The sequence below is a fragment of the Paraburkholderia sp. GAS32 genome (genome assembly GCF_050434225.1).
Taxonomy (GTDB): Bacteria; Pseudomonadota; Gammaproteobacteria; order Burkholderiales; family Burkholderiaceae; genus Paraburkholderia; species Paraburkholderia madseniana.
Window position 1 is genome coordinate 23,565 of sequence record NZ_JBNPVS010000059.1, and the last position, 19,812, is coordinate 43,376.

18 protein-coding genes, 1 pseudogene and 1 riboswitch are annotated in these 19,812 nt (G+C 58.6%); of the genes and pseudogenes, 4 read left to right on the forward strand and 15 right to left on the reverse strand.

The annotated features are described in order from the left end of the window. Nucleotides 1–87 precede the first annotated feature (87 nt). The 7 genes from chvE to P3T25_RS42135 all read right to left on the reverse strand — a co-directional run bounded on the left by chvE (nt 88) and on the right by P3T25_RS42135 (nt 7,665). Nucleotides 88–1,158 (reverse strand): multiple monosaccharide ABC transporter substrate-binding protein, encoded by a 1,071-nt coding sequence (chvE, locus tag P3T25_RS42105; protein ID WP_154563861.1) that lies wholly within the window; start codon nt 1,156–1,158, stop codon nt 88–90. A gap of 96 nt (nt 1,159–1,254) precedes the next feature. Next, nucleotides 1,255–2,343 (reverse strand): Gfo/Idh/MocA family protein, encoded by a 1,089-nt coding sequence (locus P3T25_RS42110; RefSeq protein WP_429363163.1) that lies wholly within the window; start codon nt 2,341–2,343, stop codon nt 1,255–1,257. 24 nt (nt 2,344–2,367) lie between these two features. Next, the gene (iolG, locus tag P3T25_RS42115) at nt 2,368–3,360 is read right to left on the reverse strand and encodes an inositol 2-dehydrogenase (RefSeq protein WP_200652989.1); all 993 of its coding nucleotides are present in this window, start codon (nt 3,358–3,360) and stop codon (nt 2,368–2,370) included. A gap of 41 nt (nt 3,361–3,401) precedes the next feature. Further along, a complete protein-coding gene (locus tag P3T25_RS42120; RefSeq protein WP_154563855.1) occupies nt 3,402–4,280 on the reverse strand; it encodes a sugar phosphate isomerase/epimerase family protein in 879 nt (292 codons plus the stop codon). Between the two features lie 67 nt (nt 4,281–4,347). Beyond that, the gene (locus tag P3T25_RS42125; protein ID WP_429363166.1) at nt 4,348–5,268 is read right to left on the reverse strand and encodes an intradiol ring-cleavage dioxygenase; all 921 of its coding nucleotides are present in this window, start codon (nt 5,266–5,268) and stop codon (nt 4,348–4,350) included. 131 nt (nt 5,269–5,399) lie between these two features. Then, on the reverse strand, nt 5,400–6,314 hold the full coding sequence (locus tag P3T25_RS42130; protein ID WP_429363168.1) for a LysR family transcriptional regulator: 915 nt from the start codon (nt 6,312–6,314) through the stop codon (nt 5,400–5,402). A gap of 136 nt (nt 6,315–6,450) precedes the next feature. After that, nucleotides 6,451–7,665: a phytanoyl-CoA dioxygenase family protein gene (locus P3T25_RS42135; protein ID WP_429363170.1), complete on the reverse strand. Its 1,215-nt coding sequence runs from the start codon at nt 7,663–7,665 to the stop codon at nt 6,451–6,453. Between the two features lie 93 nt (nt 7,666–7,758). On the opposite strand from P3T25_RS42135, the gene P3T25_RS42140 reads away from it, so the two are divergent. Beyond that, nucleotides 7,759–8,802: a LacI family DNA-binding transcriptional regulator gene (locus P3T25_RS42140; protein WP_154563847.1), complete on the forward strand. Its 1,044-nt coding sequence runs from the start codon at nt 7,759–7,761 to the stop codon at nt 8,800–8,802. A 75-nt stretch (nt 8,803–8,877) separates the two neighbouring features. Here the strand turns inward: P3T25_RS42140 and P3T25_RS42145 are convergent, their stop codons facing one another. Next, nucleotides 8,878–10,062 carry a porin gene (locus P3T25_RS42145; protein ID WP_429363172.1) on the reverse strand — a complete coding sequence of 395 codons (1,185 nt, stop codon included), beginning with the start codon at nt 10,060–10,062 and terminating at the stop codon, nt 8,878–8,880. Nucleotides 10,063–10,571: 509 nt separating this feature from the next. On the opposite strand from P3T25_RS42145, the gene P3T25_RS42150 reads away from it, so the two are divergent. Next, nucleotides 10,572–10,892: a hypothetical protein gene (locus P3T25_RS42150; protein WP_154563843.1), complete on the forward strand. Its 321-nt coding sequence runs from the start codon at nt 10,572–10,574 to the stop codon at nt 10,890–10,892. Nucleotides 10,893–11,020: 128 nt separating this feature from the next. On the opposite strand, the gene P3T25_RS42155 is transcribed toward P3T25_RS42150, so the two are convergent. Further along, nucleotides 11,021–11,545, reverse strand: a complete 525-nt coding sequence (locus P3T25_RS42155; protein WP_429363174.1) for a thioesterase family protein — start codon at nt 11,543–11,545, stop codon at nt 11,021–11,023. 279 nt (nt 11,546–11,824) lie between these two features. Between P3T25_RS42155 and P3T25_RS42160 the strand changes: the two are divergent. Further along, nucleotides 11,825–12,112: pseudogene (locus P3T25_RS42160) on the forward strand (ABC transporter substrate-binding protein); the annotation flags it as partial. Here P3T25_RS42160 and P3T25_RS42165 read toward each other — a convergent pair. The 4 genes from P3T25_RS42165 to P3T25_RS42180 all read right to left on the reverse strand — a co-directional run bounded on the left by P3T25_RS42165 (nt 12,064) and on the right by P3T25_RS42180 (nt 15,038). Continuing rightward, complete coding sequence (locus P3T25_RS42165) at nt 12,064–12,222, reverse strand: tautomerase family protein (RefSeq protein WP_154566698.1); 159 nt, start codon at nt 12,220–12,222, stop codon at nt 12,064–12,066. The pseudogene P3T25_RS42160 and the gene P3T25_RS42165 overlap by 49 nt on opposite strands. A gap of 46 nt (nt 12,223–12,268) precedes the next feature. Continuing rightward, complete coding sequence (locus P3T25_RS42170; protein WP_429363176.1) at nt 12,269–13,069, reverse strand: acetoacetate decarboxylase family protein; 801 nt, start codon at nt 13,067–13,069, stop codon at nt 12,269–12,271. Between the two features lie 161 nt (nt 13,070–13,230). Further along, a complete protein-coding gene (locus tag P3T25_RS42175; protein WP_429363178.1) occupies nt 13,231–14,151 on the reverse strand; it encodes a DUF1571 domain-containing protein in 921 nt (306 codons plus the stop codon). 83 nt (nt 14,152–14,234) lie between these two features. Beyond that, entirely contained in the window at nt 14,235–15,038 is an 804-nt protein-coding gene (locus tag P3T25_RS42180) for an anti-sigma factor family protein (RefSeq protein ID WP_429363180.1), read from the reverse strand. Nucleotides 15,039–15,337: 299 nt separating this feature from the next. Between P3T25_RS42180 and P3T25_RS42185 the strand changes: the two genes are divergently transcribed. Then, complete coding sequence (locus P3T25_RS42185; RefSeq protein ID WP_429363182.1) at nt 15,338–16,090, forward strand: hypothetical protein; 753 nt, start codon at nt 15,338–15,340, stop codon at nt 16,088–16,090. 94 nt (nt 16,091–16,184) lie between these two features. Here P3T25_RS42185 and P3T25_RS42190 read toward each other — a convergent pair whose 3' ends face one another. Both P3T25_RS42190 and P3T25_RS42195 read right to left on the reverse strand, forming a co-directional pair. Then, nucleotides 16,185–18,260 carry a putative bifunctional diguanylate cyclase/phosphodiesterase gene (locus tag P3T25_RS42190; RefSeq protein ID WP_429363184.1) on the reverse strand — a complete coding sequence of 692 codons (2,076 nt, stop codon included), beginning with the start codon at nt 18,258–18,260 and terminating at the stop codon, nt 16,185–16,187. 663 nt (nt 18,261–18,923) lie between these two features. Beyond that, nucleotides 18,924–19,514, reverse strand: a complete 591-nt coding sequence (locus tag P3T25_RS42195; protein ID WP_093634427.1) for a TMEM165/GDT1 family protein — start codon at nt 19,512–19,514, stop codon at nt 18,924–18,926. Between the two features lie 14 nt (nt 19,515–19,528). Continuing rightward, a riboswitch (yybP-ykoY riboswitch) is annotated at nt 19,529–19,711 on the reverse strand. Nucleotides 19,712–19,812 lie beyond the last annotated feature (101 nt).

Sequence of the window (19,812 nt, forward strand, 5' to 3'; positions counted from 1 at the left end):
AAATTCCTCTGATTGGTCACGCTCGCGAGCGTGTCTGCGTGAAGCGAGGCGCTGGTGGGCACCCCGCCACGCGGACGTTCAGATGCCTTACTTGATTTGGGCCTGCGTGTAGTAACCGCTGGTCACCAACTCCGACTGGTAATTGGCCTTGTCGACAAGGATTGGCTTCACGAGATAAGTCGGAACGATCTTCGTTCCGTTGTTGTAGCTCTTCGTGTCGTTGACAGGCACCTGCTTGCCGCTCAGCGCGTTGTCGACCATCTCGGCGGTCACGCCAGCAAGCTTGCGAGTGTCCTTGAACACGGTCGAGGTCTGGTCGCCCCGAACAATGTTCTTGACGTTCTGGATGTCTGCGTCCTGGCCCGTGACAACGGGCATGGTTTGCTGGGCCGAACCGTATCCGATGCCCTTAAGCGATGAGATAACGCCAACTGCAATTGCGTCATTGGGCGTCCAGACCGCGTCGAGGTGGTCCTTGCCGTAGAAAGCGCTCAGCAGGTTGTCCATTCGAGCTTGAGCCGTCGCGCCATCCCAGTTGCGCGTCGCGACTTTATCGAAGGCAACCTGTTTGCTCCGAACCACGAACTTGCCGCTGTCGATGTACGGTTTGAGGACCGACATGCCGCCCGCGTAGACCATATGGGCGTTGTTATCGTCCGATGAACCACCGAACACTTCGATATTGAACGGGGTTTTGCTGCCGGCCTTCTGCCATGCGCTGACGATGCTCTGTCCTTGAAGAACCCCGACGCCATAGTTGTCGAAGGTTGCGTAGTAGTCGACATCCTTGGTCTGGCTAATCAGACGGTCGTATGAGATGACCTTGATGCCTTTCTTCTGGGCGAGCGCCAAAGCGTCGGAAAAAGTCTTTCCGTCGATCGGTGCGATGACCAGTGCTTTGACACCCTTCGCAAGCATGTTCTCGACCTGGTTCACCTGCGTCGGAACGTCGTAGTTTGCGTACTGGAGGTCGGCCGAGTAGCCTTTCGCCTTCAGTGCATCAACCATGCTTTTGCCGTCGGTAATCCAGCGGGATTCAGTCTTGTCGGGCAGTGAAATGCCAATAACACCCTTATCCTGGGCGAAAGCAGCGCCAGACATTGCCGAGAAAGCTGCCGAAGCAGCCAGGATGAGCGCGACATTTTTCAGAATTTTCATGACTTCGTCTCCTATTTAGGAATGCGTATTTGTGTTGCCGGTTTATGAAGTACAGAATCCTCGTCCGACGCCCGAAGGCGTCAGCCATTCAAATGCTTAACCGATCAAGACCTCTGCACCCGCTTCTTTGGAAGAAGCGAACATGGCCTCGATGACACGGCTAATGTTGTACGCCTGCGTAGCCGGCACAACCGACTGCGTGCCGTTGCGCAAAGCGTCGAAGAACGCGTTCGATTCCCGATCGAAGTACACCGGGTTGCCGATTTCGGCGATATCGGGCGAATACTCCGTCTTTTTTGTTGCCCATATTTCCGGGAAGCTGGTCTCCTGCCACCCGGTCCAGCCCTCCGGATGGTCGCCTTTGCCCGCGTCATAAATCTTGTAGCTCGCGGGCAGCGAGCGGGAAGACATGATGCCTTCCGTTCCGTAGGCGGTGATGTCCCAGCTCTCGGTCCACGGCAGGACGTCCCACGACATGAAGTCGACCGTGACAATCTTGTCTTCGTAGTTCAGCACCGCGCCTGCTGCATCTTCACGCGATTCGTCACCGTGGAAGTTCGGAAACTTCGTGATACGCGCGTTGACAGAGCGGGGCAAGCCGAAGTGCAGAAGGATGCGGTCCACCAGATGACATCCGATGACGAATACCGCGCCGCCAATATCACCAGGTTGGGTCATGTGCGGAGTACCTGCCTCATCGTGCGAGCAACCGCCGTGGGCGCGCACCTGAACAACTTTGCCGAGACGTCCGCTCTTGAGTGCCGCCTGCATGGCGTCTACCGATGGTGCGAAACGCCAGCAATAGCCGACTTGCACGAGTCCGCCGGTACGCTCCACAGCTTCCACGATGCGCTTGGCGTCAACGGAACTGCGGCCAGCGGGCTTCTCGCACAACACTGCCTTGCCCGCTTCGAGCGCTTCAATGGTCAGATCGGCCATCTTCTCGCTCTTGGAGTGGACGAGCACGACATGAACATTCTCATCCGCCAGAATATCTTCCTTCGAGCGCGCCTCGAGACCGAGCGCGTCGACGAACGGTGTGAGCAGCGGGCTTTTGTCCCACGCACCAAGCATCTTTGCGTCGGTGCGACGCTGGATTGCCTTGACCCGCCCCGACGTATGGGGATGAGTGATGCCAAGACATGCTACGCCGAGCGTTTCGTTGGGACCGATCTTTCGCGTCATGACTTATCTCCTCCAGATTTCCCGTTACACCTTGACGGCTTTGCCCGACAACGCCGACTCGAGCGCGCAGTCCGCCAGACGCAGCGCCTTCAGCCCGTCCTGAACGGAGGTCGGCAAAGGCGAGTTGGCGTTCAGTGCGTCGACGAAGGCTTCGAGTTCGGCCTTGTATGCAGCCTCGTAGCGCTCGAGGAAGAAGTTGAGCAGCGGCTCGCGGACGTCGGTCGCTTCCTTGGACCAGCGTCGAATCGTCGAAGGACGCAGGTTTTCTTGCAGGAGCATTCCCTTCGAACCCGACACTTCCATGCGCTGGTCGTAGCCGTACACGGCTTCGCGACAGCAGTTGATGTGGCATTGCTTGCCCGAAGCTGTCCGTAACTGCACCATCACCGTATCGAAGTCAGTCAGCTTCTCAAGCGACTCGTCGACGAGACGGCTGGCCATGGCCATTACCTCGACCGGCTCTTCGCCGAGCAGCCAGCGAGCCATGTCCAGATCGTGGATCACCATGTCGCGGAAGATGCCGCCCGAGTGTTCGACATAGTCACGCGGAGGCATGCCCGGGTCACGGCTCGAAATAATGACCTGGCGCACTTCGCCGACGTCGCCCGCGTCGATCGCTTTGCGGAAGGCTTGCGATGTCGGGTCGAAACGTCGATTGAACGCGAGCATGACGCGACCGCCCAGTCGCTCGACTTCGTTTGCCGCGGCCAGCGACTTCTCCATGTCGAGGTCGATAGGCTTCTCGCACAGAACAGCCTTGCCGCGCTTGACGGCTTCGAGCATGAACGTGATGTGCGTATCCGTCGGCGTACCGATGACCACTGCGTCGATGTCGTTGCGCTCGAGGACGGCTGCCGCGTCCGTCGAGGCCTCGCAGCCCAGACGGCTAGCTAGCGACTTAGCCGCACTTTCAACGGGGTCTGCCACCACGACCAGTTTTGCGTTCGGGCTCGCGGCGACGTTGCCAGCGTGAATGCGACCAATGCGGCCGGCACCGAGTACGGCGATTCGAATCATGTGAGTCTCCAGAAATACGTTGTCGGTTAAGGTCGAAAGCTTCAGGCAGAAGTCGCGGTTTTTGCCGAGAACTGCGCGATGGTGGTGTCGTAAGCGCGCTTTGCCATCTCGTCGAGCGGAAATTTCCGGTGCACCTCGGAGATGAGTTCCACGCCGTAGTACGGCAGCGTGCAGCCTGCTTGCTCAAGGGCGTCGACGAAGGCCGGGCAGTCACCTGCACCTTCGCCACAAAGCTGGCGGTTAAAGGTCGAGTCGTCGAACAACGACCCCTTAACCTGTGCGCCGACGTCATCCATCTCTACGCCCTTGATGAAGCGCGCGGGGATCTGGGCGACTTCGCTATAGGGGCTGCCACCGCGTGCTACGTGCCAGTGGTCAACCATCAGGCCACCATTGGGTTGGTTGGCGCCTTGAGCAACCTGCAGCGCTTCTGCGATGTTTCGAATGGGAGAGAAAGGCATGAACTCGATTGCAACCGTGGCGCCAACCGCCGCCACGTCCTGGCAAAGCTTCCCGAATTCGTCGGTCATGCGGGGAAAGTCGGCCGGATTCTTGTCGAAGGGGCTCGCACCGATTTTCAGATTGCGCATGCCCAGTTCGCGACCCAGTTCGATGAAACGGCGCCGGCAATCGTCCGACTTGGCACGCGCCTCGCCGTCGAAGTACCAGTCCATGAGGATCTCGAGCTCGAAGTACTTCATGCCCGTGTCGTCCAGAATCTTCTTGACGCCGGACACGCCGTACTTCCCGATGCTGTACTCGAGGTCATCGAGAATGAGGCCGATACCACTCCAGCCGGCACGCGAAGCTGCTTCGCAGCGATCGCGCAGCGGAAACGGGCTGATTTCGTTCGGTGCACACGGATAGACGTCGCCAGCGAGTGTCCAGTACGCAGCCAGCAATTCTTTCTTCGCGCTCATATGTAGTACTCCTGTATCTCGCAATGTCATCAGTTTTTTCGGCGGCGCGCTCCCGCGCACCAAACGATTACGGGATTGCCCGCGTGGGCTTCGTGGACGTCGCGAGGGTGAAGTCCCACGACACAGACCAAAACGGTGACAAGACCCCGACGCGCTCACCAGCTTGCGGGTCGTCAATCTTGTTGAATTCAGCGATGAGTTCACGCTTGACGCCGAAGACCGCGTCTTCGGGGAGATACGGACAGTCGGGCGTAAAAATGTGAGTGATGACCGGGTCAAAGCCAGGCGCGGTTACGATGAAGTGCAGATGAGCAGCTCGGTTCGGATGTCGGCCTATTGCGGCGAGGAGCTTGCCGACCGGACCGTCCGAAGGAATCGGATAGTGACGCGGCTTGACAGACTTGAACCAGTAGCGGCCCTCAGCATCCGACGTAAAAACGCCGCGAAGATTTGAGTCAGGCTGAATGCCTTTCTGCTGCACGTCATAGAAGCCGTCGTCGTTGGTCTGCCAGACCTCGAGCTTCGCGTCAGGAATCGGGTTTCCCTTGATATCGGCAACCCGGCCTTCAACAACCATGGGCTCGCCCTTTCCGTCCAGGCAGATGTTCGCGCCGTTCGGATATTCAGGTGCGTTGGCGATGTAGAAGGGACCCAGAATCGTGTTCGGCGTAGCACCACTCGGACGACGATGATTGATTGCATCAACGAGCATCGAAACGCCCAGGACGTCCGAGAGCAGGATGTACTCTTGCCGCCAGTCCGTGCACATTTGACCCGTCTCGGTCAGGAAGCGAATGGCGGTGAACCACTCTTCATGCGTCGGCTCAATTTCCTTGACCGCAGCATGAAGATGCTTGACCAGAACCGACATCACCTGACTCAGGCGAGCGTCGGCATCTTCGCTCATACGGGCATTGACGACTTCGGCCGAGCGAGCCTCATCGAAATAAGGCGATGCGGACGGAACTGCAGAGGTTGCGCTTTGCATTGCGTGTCTCCATCAATCTCTTCTGTAGCTTTGAGACGAGTCTATATTCGTCGTGACTGGCAAAACAGAGCTAGAAAGGGAAAGTCTTTCGCGCTGAGTGGGAAGAAACCCCAAATGCGGTGAGCGCAGACTCACGCTGTCCAATGCCGTTCGTATTCGTTCTGATGGAACCGATCCACGAGTGCGTCAATGAACAGTCGCACCTTTACAGGCAGGTGTGAGCGAGTCTGAAACGCGATGTTCATGGTCAGCCGGGGAAGGTCCCAGTCGTCGAGCACCGGGACAAGACGGCCTGCCTTGAGGTCGTCGTAGATGATGTATTTAGGCTGCACCAGAATGCCCATGCCGTCTAGCGCGGCGATACGCAATATCTGGCCGTCATTCGATTCCACCAACGGCTTCACTCTGACAACGACGTTCTCACCACCACGTGTGAATGAAAGCTCGCGTGGATTGTCGGCGAGTTGATAGTTCAGCAGCCTGTGCTTCGCGAGCTCCGCCGGAAAGCGGGGGCGCCCGTTCGCCTCGATGTAGCCGGGCGATGCGGCCAATATGCGGCGTGTCGAAGCCAATCTTCTAATGGTTATGTTGCTATCTGGCTCAAGGACTTTCGTACGAATCGCGACGTCGATGCCGTTCTCGATGATGTCGCAGTAACGGTTAGCCGCTACCACGTCCACTGTAATGTCGGGGTAGCGCGCCGTGAAATCAGGAAGCATCGGGGCGATATGAAGCATGCAGAACGATAACGAGGCGGTGACGCGAAGGACACCGCTTGGACGCACGACCGCTTCCTTGGTGACAGCCTCTGCTTCGCCAAGATCGGCGAGGATGGATTTGCAGCGTCGGTGAAACTCAGCGCCAGCCTCAGTCAGGTAAAGGTTGCGAGTCGTCCTGCGCACCAGTTGGACGCCAAGTCTCGCCTCCAACGAAATCAAATATCGACTTGCGGCCGAGATGGAAAGCTCGACAGCTTCCGCAGCCCGGCTGATGCTGCCCGTCTCGGCCACCTCGACGAATAGTTGTAGTTCCTTGAACTGATCCATGCCCTTGCACCATTGCGCCTCGTTCGCCCACGTCCAATCCGGATGCGGGAGCACGCGCGACTTTGCTGAGTCATTTCGTGTGTCGCGTCGGCATCATGATAGTGCCGTGGCTCTATCTTTTAGTCACAAAAACACATCAATAATCTATCAGTTCAGTGGATTCGCCATTCCCTTGACGCCAGGCATGCTTCGCGAGGGCTCGCGCAAACTCGGACGGCTCCCAGTCCTCCCGAAGCGCTCTGAGCATCATCTGGCCTTGGCTCTCCGGCGCGAGTCCCCCGGCGGGCGGATCCCTGTCAAGGTTTGTCGGGAACGCATAGCCTTCGGCGCACGAGGCAATCACCGACAGCGCCTCGAGCCCGGTTATCTTGCCGGTCTTAAACCTGTCCCGAAGGACTGGGTAGAGAGTCTCTGACATGCGTGTTCGATCCACCGCTTCCATCGCCCGACCGTAAGCCGACGAGATTTGAAGCAGGTTTGCCATGCGCTGAACCTGGCTCGTTCGATTCGGCCCGGCTGCGTGAAATAGCGCCGGATTGAAGAAGATGGCATCGCCCTTGGCAAGCGGCACCTGAACGAAGTTGTTCTCGAAATACTCGCGGAAATCAGGTCTACGCCAAGCCAGATAGCCTTGAGCGTATCGCTGCGAGTAAGGCAGGAGTTTGGTCGGACCGCTCTCAACAGGCATGTCGCTGTGCGCAACGGCCCCTTGCAGCGTGAGAAAAGGCGACATCCTATGGACGTGCGCTGGAAAGGACGCAGCCACCTCGGCCGTCTGGAAGCCCAGATGGTAGTCACGATGGGCTTGCTGCGCCTCTCCGCCGGGTCTGACAACATTGACCTGGGACGTAACCTGAAAGCACGGGCCAAGCCATGCCTCGGCGGCCGCCGGCAGCCAAGGGTTCGAAAAGTATCTGGCGAAGACCTCCGGTGCCGCAAGGCAGAGTTTTTCCTGCGCGTTCCAGATACGATCGTTTGCGCCTGCTTTCGCGAAATGGTCAGCCTTCGAGCCCGATTTCTTCTCGGCTTCAATAATCGATTCGAAGATGGCCGTCGCCTCATCCACGCACCCTGTGTCGGCAAAAGCGTGCTTGAGCACAAAGACGCCCGCTCCATCTCGCAGGACCCCGGCCCACTCCGACAGTAGCTGAAGCCTTTCCGTTTCAGACGAGCGCACTTCTTCCAGCTCGCGGCATTCGTATACAGGAATCGCTTGAACCGACTTTGCCGCGTAGCGTAGCCCACGCTCCGCCGCCGCGTTGAGCGCCGTCACGAAATCACCCAAGCTGCAGTCGCTTTCGCGATACCAATTAGTTCGCTCAGCGAGATAGTCTTCGCGTCGGTCGTCCATACGTGCCTCCCATTTTCGATGTAGGATAGCTCGCAAAGCACAGATCGAATTATCAGAAATACATCAAAAAACTATCAACAATGGAGGGTCGGATTGGCTCACCGCTTCTTGATCAAGGAAATTGCCCTTCAGGCAGGGCTTGGAGTGGCAACTGTTGATAGGGTTCTGAACGGACGCGCAAACGTCCGGGAGCACACTCGCAATCGGGTTGAGCAGGCGATAAAAGAACTTGAGAAACAGGAGCTAAACCTGGCGAACACGGGGCGCAAGCTCATGGTCGACGTGGTAGTAGAAGCGCCGGCGCGGTTCAGCGACGAGATAAAAAATGCGCTCGAGGCGGAACTCGCATTGATGCACCCGGCGGTTGTTCGTCCGCGCTTCCTGTTGCGGGAGACGATGACGACGCCCGAAGTCGTGGATGCCCTTCGGTCTATCGCCCGAAGAGGCAGCCATGGTGTTTTTCTGAAGGCCCGCGACGTTCCCGAGATTGCCGAGGTGGTCCGCGAACTCCAGCATCACGGCATTCCTGTCGTCACAGTCTTCACCGACATACCGCTGTCGGGCCGCATCGCCTACGCCGGACTCGACAATCGCGTCGCTGGAGCCACGGCGGCGTACCTTCTGGGCCTATTGCTGGGCCCCCAGCCGGCTAACGTGTTGATAACGATGAGCGACGAGCATTTTCGGGGCGAAGAAGAGCGCGAGATAAGCTTTCGTCGAGCACTGCGCAAGCACCACCCCCGACTCAGACTGATTGATGCAAGCGGCGGACATGGCCTTGATTTGCCAACTGAAGAGCGAGTCCGAAGCGTTCTCAACGATGGCACTGACATCGCTGCCGTGTACTCCATGGGAGGAGGCAACGTCGCGATTCTTCGCGCGCTGGAAGCGCAGCAGCAAGCTCCGGTCTGCTTCATCGGTCACGACCTGGACAAGGATAACGTGCAGCTTCTACGCGCTGGACGGATTCAGGCAATCTTGCATCATGATCTCCGACAGGACATGCGCTCCGCATGTCATCATGTCATGCACTTTCACAAGCTCCTGCCAGCATCATCCGTCGCATCATCTTCTTCGGTCGTAGTCGTGACACCAGAAAACATTCCGGACCACATCGCCAGTCGTTTCCGCGATTGAATCGACCGCTCATCAGCGCAGACGCAGCGCCTGATAGATCCGAGAGAAAATCGTCACCCGGACCTATCGACAGCATCAGAACGTCGTCGCCAACCCTGCAATAACGCCAAACTGGCTTTTGCCATAGTTGGGGTTGGTGCTCGAGGTGCTTCCGTTGACCGGGTCGTTGTTGATATTCGCGCCATACAGACCACTGTCGAGGCCAATGTTAGAGGACGAACTGTTTCTAACGTACGCCAGTTCCGTGTACAGGAGCGTTCGCTTGGACAGCGAATAGTTCGCCCCCAACGTGTAGAGGGTTGCGTTCCCGTTCCCGTTGTTTGCATTCGCGTGATAGACGGCGCCGGTGATAGCAAGTGCGGGCGTCGTCTGCCAGATCGCACCAATCCACTCATGATTAACGGCTGTCGGGAGGCTCGTTCCTGCCGGCAACGCTGACGGGGTCGCCGTGCCAAAATAGCCCGCATTCGATGCGTTCGGAGCGCTCAGATGCTGGTAGCCAATGTATCCAGTCACAGGACCGAATGCGTACGTCAAGCCCGTGAGAATCGAGCGGGAAGCAAGGTACACGTTGCTGAATTGGCCGTTTCCGTCGCGAACCTCGTCATAGGTCGCCTGCCAGAAAAGGCCCTTGTTCGCGTAAGAGAGTTTGATACCATCCGAGCGGCCCTGCGAGCTTCCGAGTCCGCTGGAAGTACCGAGTTGACCCGGTGCGCTTCCAGGATTTCCCGCATTCCACGTCGACGAATTCGTCAAATCATACTGGCCTTGCAGGGTAAAGCCGCCAATCGTCGGCGACAGGTACTCCGCGCCGTTCCCTGCCTGTGAGAAGATGCGGCCGCGTACCAGCGTTCCAATCGCATACTTCTTTGTTTGCTGTGGGTCGACGTCGCCCGAGTATTGACTTATTTCAGCCGATCCCATGTTGCCGAACTTGATTTGGCCCCAGGTGTCATTCTGCAGGCCTACGGTCGCCTGTCCCTCGAAGAAACTTCCGTTCGCGAAAGCCCCGGTCATGGTATTCAGTCGGGACTCGAGCGTGAAAATTGCATGGGTGCCGCCGCCGAGGTCCTCACTGCCTTTGAGACCAAATCTCGATTGCGCCCAGCCTCCACTTTGCGCACCGAATACATGCCCCTTCGGCAGATTGGTCTCGTATGCGATACCGTTGTCCACGATGCCGTATAACGTGACGCTGCTCTGAGCCATCGCGGTTGCCGTCGCAGACAATGCGAACACGCCGAACAGAAGTTTCTTCATCGCTATCTCCATTAATATAGTTATACTACGTACTTCCCCTGCAATCGAAAGTGCTCACACCTTTCCCAGCGTCCGTCTATCTTTGATCAAATGCGACACGGCTGAAGGACGTGGAGTCTCAGAGACGCTCGCAGGGAAGGAAATGAGAAGAAAGAAAAAACAAGCACTGGAGTGAGGCTTATGCGGAGGGTAATAATTTCCGTGGGCACGTCTCCTGAACTGCGCTTGTATTTTTGCCCGAGTGTATATTCCCCATCCACTCGAACAAAGAGCAGAAAGGGGAATCTCTTTCGTGAAATCAGGGAAAATGCGCGTTAAAGCAAGTGTGCAAGAGCCTTTCAGCGTTATGCCTCGTCACCTCCTCGCGGTTAACCCCTGTATCCCTGTCGACGTCTCATCGATTACGGTTCGAGCGTTCCCCATGCGAAGAGACACGTTCTTCTCAGGAACCAACCCAAATGGTCCGTGAGCAGTCTCACGCCGCCTAACGCACCCATACGGAGATACGTATGAAGTTCAAGCAACTGTCTGTTTTTGTTGTTTCAGCAGGTATGGCTTTGAGTCTCCTCTCACTTCCGACGTTGCAAGCTCATGCAGCGACAACCGATGCCGGCGCCTCCGATAGTGCGATGTCGAAGCAAGAGATGAAGGCGCAAAAGAAGGCCGACCGCAAGGCGCGCCGTGCGAAGAAAAACGCCGAACTCAGCAAGCTGGAAAAGAACGGGTACAGTCCGGCGGGGAATCAAACGAACTATCCGCAGAATCTGCAGAATGCCGAGCAGAAGGCGAATGGTCAAAAGCCTACCAACGCACCTGCGGTCGCACCTTGACGCTTTACGCGTACTGAATCGCACGCGTGGTCAAGCTGATGATGGCTCGAGTCGCGCGGGCGATCGAACAGGATCGTGGGTTGGCTGCCGTCGTGTGACGGCCTCCACCTCTGCCCACAAAAAGAAGGCTACGTAAGCGCCATCCCTCCTTCAGCCTCACTCCACCTCGCAACCCATCCGGGCAACTCCGGCGACGGCTGCGTAATCGCCGACAGTTCCAGCAACTCGGCGGTCGTCACAACGCCGCCACTTCGCTTCAGGAACCGTGCTCGCACGACGGCCAATGCGACCTGCACATCATCACGCACGAAACCTTGCTCGATGAAAATATGCTTCTCATCCCAACCGATAACGCGAGTCTGGACGTTATAACGGTCGCCAAGCTCGAGCGACCGATGAAAACGCATCGTTTCCAGTGTGACGACTGGATACCAGCCTTGTGCCTTCAATTGCCGCCACAGACCACTGCGCATCATCAGATCTACGCGCGCCAAATCGAGGATCGTGAAGTAACGGCCGTTGTTCATATGAAGCAAGACGTCGAGGTCGTTGAGCCAGACTCGAAAAGGCGTGACACACGTGTCGAGCACGTGCAGCCGACTCCGACGACCACTGGTGATTAACAAAAGCAGCAAACGAATTAGTAGACTCATGCGAAAACTCGGTGATAGGAACGCGCCGTGCGCGGCATAGAACCGTGAATGGTAGTCGCGCAGACAAGATCCGGGACGCAGAAGGCGGGGCAAATCTGTAGAACACTCCCTCGAAAAGACGCGACATGCCGTGGCGAATCACGACATAGACATATGTTGTCCGCGCACGCCTTTCGACAATTGCCAGGCTAATATCGCTCTGGCACGCTAATCAAGGGCAATCCAAGATGACAAAGCCTTCAATCGCAAAACGCCGTAGCGGTGGTGTGTTCTGAACATCTGTTGCTGACGCGCGAACTGTATCACGCGACAATCGTCCGGATTCCAACGTCACCGGCTGTTGTGCAGTGCTTTCTGGATCAGCATCTGGACGTGGCTGCAGGTGTCAAGCAGCAGCTCGAAAAAGACGCCGCTAAAGCGGGCGGATTGCGGATACTGGATCAGCGCTTCGTGGTGATCCGTCAGGCGATGGGGGTGCCAAAGACCAGGGGCGCCTTCGAGGCGCACCACCTCTCACCCTATTCGTTCGCGACATCCGGCATGACCTGGCCCATCTCCATCGCCTGACTGGCCGGCACGTCCTGAATACCGACAACAATCTGGTCATCGGGCGCTCCCGTCGCGGTCTGAAACAGTTTCCAAAGACGCTGTATCAATTCCCGCTTATATTCAGGCAGCCCACGTAACCGGGCCCCTTGCTAACGCATAGGGTCGCCCAAACGATCATTCGACGTAGTTCTTCAGAATGCGCAGGTCGGTCACGGAGTACGCCATGCCAAGCCGATAACCCCGCCCGACGCGTACGGGCGCAATCAGGTTTATGTCCTCACCGGCGACCTCAGGAATCTTCAGCTCCGCCGACCCGGTCCAGACGTCCACGATCGCGAGATTGTCGGTAAGCGACATGGTCAGTTCATCAACCGGTGGCTTCTCCTGAAGTCCCGCTGCGAGTTGAGGAAAGTAACGGCGCATCGTTGTTGGCCGGTTGAACACGGTCGTCGGGTCAGCGACCGGTTCCTCAAGCTGGATACGGGCAGTCGCCAGCCGCTCTCCGTGCGCGGACACACTCGCACCGAAGCGACTGCCTTTGGCAAGCGGCGCGGCTGCGAGACTGGGCGCGGAGAAACTGCGAGTCTGGTAGACGCTGGCGAGCTTCTTTGGAAACCCCTGCGCCCATCCGCGGGCAATGGCGGCATCGTTATCGACAAAGATGTATGGGCAGTAGTTGACCGGAACACCTTCGAAGATCGCCTCGACCAGAACGAAGGCTTCGCGGTATTGATAGCGGGCCGGGTCCGTCAATTCGTCATTGGAACCCGTGAACTGCCAATCCAGAAACCAGAAGAAGGACCGGCCGCCGGATTTCTCGTCCACCGTGAGGCCTGGCGGGAGGAGCGCCGCGATCGCTTTCTGGTCGGCCCAGTATTCGATGGCGAGACAGTCACTGGAATAGTGCCACGGCGGCAGCGTCGCCAGTGCGGACTGTCCTTGCGGAGTAATAGGGACCGAAAACGCTTTGGGCATTTCGTTTCTCCTTCATCGGGACGATAGGAAGTCGCTGCACATAGTGCCGTGCCTCGCCTGCTACCGCTTTCGAAATCGCACGACCAAGCTGCAGATCTGCGACCCTGCATCGCGGCAACCCATCCTTGCGAACCGGTGTGGAGGTTTCGCCGGATACGGCCTCAGTGGAAACCGTATTCAGGATTACGTCGATCGAAAATCGATTCGCTCCAGTGGTGAGGCACAACGTCTTCGAAATGGATCATCTCCAGCAGGTCGCCGCGCTCGTTCCACGCGGCTTCGCCACTAGGCCAGGGGTGCTGAAGATCGAACAGCAGTCTCACACGCTGCGCATAGTGCGCTGGAGGCCCTGAGGGAGCAGTCCATGTCCATGCCAGCAAGCGCGCGCCGTGCACGTTCATGAGTTCAATGCGGGTCGGCTTTTCAGTCAGGCCCTCTTCACGAAAGCTGCGGGCATCATGCTCGATGGTGCGCGCGATGTACTGCAGGCCGAGATCGCGGACGCTATGGCGGGACTGGGTGTGTGCGAACGGGCCGTCGATGGCGATCTTGCCTGTCACGATGCGCAGCACTCCGCCCAGATGACCGACAACGCTATCAGGGTCCCTTGTTTCGTCGTAGAGAATCTCCTGTCCCGCATGGGCACCATCAGGAAGCCATTTTGCGTAGACTTTTCGAGGGGTGTCCTGGTAGCGGATAACCATGTGATCGGGCCGGTCGGACCATCTTCCGGATATCCGCTCCTGCCGGAACATCCTGTATTCGCAGGCGTCGTCGGGAACCATGTCGGACCTCGCGTACTCGACGAAGGCGTCCGGCTTCATCGCGTCCATCAGAGAGAGGATCTGAGCGTCGGTGAGAGACAGAAGCGAGCGGTTTTCAATCCACGTTCGCAACGAAGCCGCCTGTTCGCGGGCCGTGAGACACCGGAACCGGTTGACGTCCACACTCACGGTATCCGACGTGGCGACATCGGCGCATCCCACCGATGTGCCGGATGAAGCCGGCGTAATCGGGTTGGTCGATTGGGCGTGAGCGCCCGTTGAGACAAACAGGTACGTCAACGCGAACGCGCGCAGCAACGTCCGCGCGGTTGCCTGCCAACCTGCGGAAGGCTGCGTGCTCCGGCTTGCTGGATGATCGGAAATGCGAACTCCGCAAAGCATCATGGGTTCAAACCGCCGCTGGTTCCCCGGCTTCTGAACGGCCGCCCGAGCATGCTGCATGCGTCGATCGCCATGGATCGCAATTGCACCTCTGGGACGAGGCCAGTCAGCGCGCATCCCGTCCCCTGACTCTCCCAGTAGAACGTGCTGCGATTACCGTCACGAAACAGGCGGAATGCCGTCGCGTCCTTTGGAACCACTGCAACGTACATCGTGAGCCGGGCGCCGGCCGTGTTCTGATACATGAACTGCGCGGCAGGGCCGGACTCGCCGGGCAGGAGGCGACCGCCAATCAGTGAATAGCCATATTCCCGAAGCGAAGGCACCGACAACCGCTGACCGAGGCGCCGTGACAGCCAGTCGACCAGATGATCGCGTTGCGGCGCCGCTACCTCCACGGGGTGGCGTTGCTCAGGCGTGTACACCGCGTAAGCGATGTCGGCGCGCTCCGCGAACACGGGTGGATCGGCCGTGAAATTCGCCGACATCCAACCGGGTGCCGAGCCGAGCGCCATGCCCATCGCCATCCAGGATGCCGCCACGCCGGCCTGCTGCCACCACGGCGCGCGGTGGCGCACGACGATACAACGCGCACCGTGTAGCGGGTCTCCGAACAGTGCTGTCAGCGCGAATTTTTGCGCGCGATAGTCCGCCACGCGCTCAGCCGCCCAAGGGTTGGTCGTCAGCCGAACGAGCATGATCGCGTGCTCCGTGGCGGACAATTCATCGTCGGCAAACGCCGACAGCGGCCGCAAATCCTGGTCGCCCAAGCCTCGTCTCGTTCGGTCTCCATGGTCGTTCATGGCTCGTTTCAAACTTCCTCCAACCGGGTGCCGCGTGATGATGGAATGTCGCGCATGGCGCAATGCATCATTTCTTGCGTCTACGCCCCCAATAAACGTATGACGGGGCCGCTATATTCCAATCGAGTGAAGTGAAGGTTTACTGTGGCGGAGCCGGGAAACCTTCCGGCACTCAGCCGCCACCTCGCGCGGTGTCAGGCAGTTTGCAATGCCTTCGCAGCATCAAGGGTTGAGCGAAAGATGGAATAGACGCCCCCGCGAAATCGTTTAGACGACATACGAACCACCGGCAGACTTCGATGAGCACTCGACAACAGCACGTCATCCGTTCTGTCAGCGCGGGGCTGCTAATTGCGTCCGTTGCGTTGTTCGCTGGCTGCGGCGGCGGAGGCGGTAGTAGCGCAAGCAGCATGTCGACGGTTTCGATCGCCGGTACCGCGGCAACCGGCAAGGCACTCGCAAACGCGACGATCAGCATCAACTGCGAGCGGGGCTCGATGTCGGTCGCAGCAGATGCGAACGGAAACTACCACGCGGCATTCGGCGCAGTGATGCCGTGCATGATCACTGCGACTTCGGGCGGGACGACGCTGCACTCCGCCGCGTTCGCTAGCGGCACGTACAACGTCACGCCGGAGACTGACCTGTTGTTGTCGTATCTGGCGGCGCAACTCGGTACAAATGAAAGCGGGCTGATCGCCGGCTTCGCGACGAACACGCAGTTTCAGCAGGCGCTGCAGAATCAGACCAACGTTCTGACGGCGCAGGCCGCTGTCGTCCAGAATCTACAGCAAAAGTACAGTGTTACGCTTTCCACCCCCAATTTTCTGACCACCGCATTCACTGTCGGACAGCCGGGCGAGGACAACGATCTCGAAGCGCTCCTCACTCTTGGCGCAATCGACGCCAATGGCGAACCGGACGCAGCCGCCGTCGCACTGATGGCCACGATGGGGGCCGCACATCCGATTGCGATATCGCCAGGTACCGGCACAAGCGGGACCGGTGGAACCGGGGTGGGCGGCACTGGAAGCATGGGCGGCATGATGTGAAACGACACGACACACCGTCCTCATGGCGCTTCGTGAGATCGCGATGCAGCAGAGGTGACCGATACGCGTTCAACCGACAGCACTCGCGTATGGGTCAGAGCGGCTCCATGGTGAAGTCGCCCGCAGAATGGCTGCGGGTGGAACCAGCAGAATGTGCACGAAATAGCGCCGTAAACTCCTCCGCAGGCAGAGGTCGTGAAAAAAGATAGCCCTGTCCAGTTTGGCAGGACCATTCTCGAAGGAGCCTTGCCTGCTCACTCGTTTCAATTCCCTCAGCCGTGACGGACAGTCCAAGAGACTGCGCCATGGAGATGACGGCGCGAACGATCGCATCGTCCTCAGCGCTCGTGCCAATACCCTGAACAAAGGATCGGTCGATTTTCAGCACATCCAGCGGCAGCCTGCGAAGATAACTAAGCGATGAATAGCCCGTGCCGAAGTCGTCGATTGCGATTGTGACGCCAAAGTCTTTCAGCCTCTGGAGCGTCTCGATACTCCTTTCGGTATCCCGCATGATCAGGCCCTCCGTGACCTCCAATTTCAGCGAGCCTGCGCCGATGTGAGCACTGGACAGCGCCGCAGCCACGTCGGCAACGAGGTTGGGATCATCGAACTGCCGAGGCGAGAGATTGACGCTAATCTGCAATGGCGGCTCGGTCGGGAACTCCCGCTGCCAGCGGGCGACTTGCTGGCAAGCCTCTTCCAGTACGTATCGTCCGAGTGGAATGATCAGGCCGCTTTCTTCTGCAATCGCAATGAATTCGGCGGGCGGCAACAAACCTCGCGTGGGGTGCTGCCACCGCACGAGCGCTTCCATTTCCCGGAACCCTGCCTCCTGAAGCTGCATGATGGGCTGGAAATACACCCGTAGGTCGCGATGCTCGATCGCGTAACGCAGGTCCGTTTCAATCTCCAGCTTTTTGACCGCTTCCGCGTGCATGTTCTCTTCGAAAACCACGTAGCGGCCCTTTCCACCGTTCTTGGCCCGGTACATCGCGACGTCGGCGTCCCGCAACAACGTATCAGCATCGCCGCGGCCGCGCCCAGCGTGCGCGAATGCCAGCCCAACGCTCGCGCTGACGATGTACTGTTTGTTGTCGAGATCGAACGGTTGACTGAATTGCGCCAGGATGTTGTCCGCAACCAGGGTGCCTTCGCTCGTCGCCTCACTCCCGAGGTGTTCCAGCAGGATGACGAACTCGTCTCCGCCCAACCGCGCGACGGTGTCGGTCGGGCGAATGCACCCTTCGAGGCGTTTGGCCGCTGCGATCAGCAGCCGGTCTCCCACGTGGTGTCCGAGACTGTCGTTCACCCGCTTGAAGTTGTCCAGGTCGACGAAGACAACGCCGATCATCGCATTACGCTCACGCGCACGAGCTTCGGCCTGGCTAATACGATCGAGCAGCAGTGCTCGGTTCGGTAACGAGGTGAGCGTATCGTAGAACGCCCTTCGCGCGAGCTGCTCCTCGAAGTTCTTTCTTTCGGTGGTGTCGCTCGCGGTCGCCACGATTGCGCCGACAGCCGGTTCATCGAGCAGATTCGTCAAGGTAAGCTGAATATAGCGCCACGCATCGCCCTCACCTCGAGTACGGATCTCGATGGATTTCGTGGATCGAGCCGTCGACGACACGGTCTCCAACAGGCCCTGCAGCGTGGGGCGGTCAATGGGATGAATCGGATCGAGCAGACTGGTGCCGACGAGCTGGCCCATGTTCTTCAAGGGGTCCGGTCTTCGCGTCGGCGCCTCGTAAGTCACAGTCCCGTTGACGTCGGAAACGAGTATCGCATCCGACGTGTTCGCGACAAGCGCCTGCAGCCTCTGTTCGCTGCTGCGCAGCGCGTCCTGGGCCGCCGCATCCACGTTCTTGCGAATGCGCCGCAGCATCTGAAGAAACAGCAGCGAGAGCCCCACGCCGATCGCGAGTACCACGGGGGTCGATATCAGGACGATCCGTTGCACGGCAACGAGCCGGTCGAGTTGCATCGTCGCATCGTCGCGGTGCTGTGCCGCTGCCGCGAGAACCTTTTGCTCGATATCGTCGAAGAGTGGATCGGCCGAATCCTCGTCGATCTCATTGGCTCTCGCGATGTCGTGATCATCGACGGCCTTGAACATCGGTTTGGCGAACGCTCGATACTTCGCGTGCTTCTCCAGCAGGCCGCGCAGCATTGCGCTGCTGCCAGGCTCAAGTGCCACTGCCTTCTTCAGCGCTGCGTCAAGTGCTTCACCGGCCTCGCGGTGCTCGCGTAGAACCTCCGGACGCGGGTCCAGAAAGTACTTGCGTTCGGCCGATTCCTCCCACGCAACGCTATAGCGAGCTTCCTCGAAAGCCTTATCCGCCTCGTTGGCAGCTTGCGCGGCGAAACCGGCACTCAAGCTTTCATACGCTCCCCAGAAGGCCAGGAGCGGCACGCTCAATAGAACGAGGACGAGACCAAATACGGCGGTGCGCCGCGCGGGGGGCACATTCGACGACGTCTGCTCAACTCGGTCTTCTGCTGCGTTGCGTCGCCACAGATATCGACGCCTTTGGGTGCCTTTCTGTCTGGTCACGATTGCTCCGATGTGGAACGGCACGTCGACGAGGCGCCCTGTTCGAGCAGGTTGGGCGGAAGGAAACTGAAAGTGTCAGTCTTCCCGTAGACGGCGTGCGTATCCGGAAGTCGTGATCCGAAGCATCGCTCAGTTCTTTCGTTGACTTCGAACCGAGTAAACGACGGACGACTCCGATCCCGGTCCACGTTTTGTCGGACCACCGCATATTAACGGCACGCTCGGGTTTTTTCTAAAGGTCTCGCGTTGGTGGAGTGCGGTGCGCGCGTCAGCCGCGAACTAGAACAGCGGATGCGCTTGCGGGTACAGCGCGGTCCTGAGGGCGAGGCCACCGAGGACAACGAAGATAATGGCGGCCAGAATGTGGACCGCCTTTGTTGGCAGGCGGTCGGCGAATTTGTGTCCCAGGTAGATGACGGGCACATTGGCCAGCATCATGCCGAGTGTCGTACCCGCAACGACGCCGAAGAACTCATGAAAGCGTGCCGCCAGGGCAATCGTGACGATTTGGGTTTTGTCGCCCATCTCGGCGAGAAAGAATGTGAGCGCGGTTGTGCCGAACACACCCATCGAGTTTTTCGTCAAAACCGCATCGGCGTCGTCCAGCTTGTCCGGAACGAGAATCCACACGGCCATCACGGCGAATGACGCGACAACCGCCCAATTCAGAATGCCCGGACTCAGAACGCTCGCGAGCCACGCGCCGAGTGCGCCGGATGCACCATGGTTGATGAGGGTAGCGGCAAAAACACCGAGGATGATGGGAATGGGCTTGCGATATCGCGCTGCCAATACCAGGGACAGAAGTTGAGTCTTGTCGCCGATTTCAGCAAGGCCGACCACACTGGTCGAAATGAGGAAGGATTGCATGGGGTTGTTGTACCCGGGCCGCGCAGAAAGAACGCGATGACACGCATTCCGGCGACCCGGTTAGGTCGGAATGCGAGTCATCGGTCTTGCCAGGCATTTAGCTGCGCACGCCATAGCGGGTCTCTCGACTCGCCAAGTATGTTGACGTGCGCCCTCGAACATCGCGTTCGAGGCGGCTACTCCCCAATGAGCAGGCGCGATTTTATCGCGCCATGCGTTGCAGAAGCAAGTCGCCACTATAGCGCTTTGCGCGGTTGAGCATTGCTGCGAGCGCCGATTATTACGAATGCCTTTCGGG

Coding starts and splice junctions, on each gene's coding strand:
- chvE (WP_154563861.1), bottom strand. CDS start 1,158: ATGAAAATTCTGAAAAATGTCGCGCTCATCCTGGCTGCTTCGGCAGCT.
- P3T25_RS42110 (WP_429363163.1), bottom strand. CDS start 2,343: ATGACGCGAAAGATCGGTCCCAACGAAACGCTCGGCGTAGCATGTCTT.
- iolG (WP_200652989.1), bottom strand. CDS start 3,360: ATGATTCGAATCGCCGTACTCGGTGCCGGCCGCATTGGTCGCATTCAC.
- P3T25_RS42120 (WP_154563855.1), bottom strand. CDS start 4,280: ATGAGCGCGAAGAAAGAATTGCTGGCTGCGTACTGGACACTCGCTGGC.
- P3T25_RS42125 (WP_429363166.1), bottom strand. CDS start 5,268: ATGCAAAGCGCAACCTCTGCAGTTCCGTCCGCATCGCCTTATTTCGAT.
- P3T25_RS42130 (WP_429363168.1), bottom strand. CDS start 6,314: ATGGATCAGTTCAAGGAACTACAACTATTCGTCGAGGTGGCCGAGACG.
- P3T25_RS42135 (WP_429363170.1), bottom strand. CDS start 7,665: ATGGACGACCGACGCGAAGACTATCTCGCTGAGCGAACTAATTGGTAT.
- P3T25_RS42145 (WP_429363172.1), bottom strand. CDS start 10,062: ATGAAGAAACTTCTGTTCGGCGTGTTCGCATTGTCTGCGACGGCAACC.
- P3T25_RS42150 (WP_154563843.1), top strand. CDS start 10,572: ATGAAGTTCAAGCAACTGTCTGTTTTTGTTGTTTCAGCAGGTATGGCT.
- P3T25_RS42155 (WP_429363174.1), bottom strand. CDS start 11,545: ATGAGTCTACTAATTCGTTTGCTGCTTTTGTTAATCACCAGTGGTCGT.
- P3T25_RS42170 (WP_429363176.1), bottom strand. CDS start 13,069: ATGCCCAAAGCGTTTTCGGTCCCTATTACTCCGCAAGGACAGTCCGCA.
- P3T25_RS42180 (WP_429363180.1), bottom strand. CDS start 15,038: ATGAACGACCATGGAGACCGAACGAGACGAGGCTTGGGCGACCAGGAT.
- P3T25_RS42185 (WP_429363182.1), top strand. CDS start 15,338: ATGAGCACTCGACAACAGCACGTCATCCGTTCTGTCAGCGCGGGGCTG.
- P3T25_RS42190 (WP_429363184.1), bottom strand. CDS start 18,260: ATGCTGCGCGGCCTGCTGGAGAAGCACGCGAAGTATCGAGCGTTCGCC.
- P3T25_RS42195 (WP_093634427.1), bottom strand. CDS start 19,514: ATGCAATCCTTCCTCATTTCGACCAGTGTGGTCGGCCTTGCTGAAATC.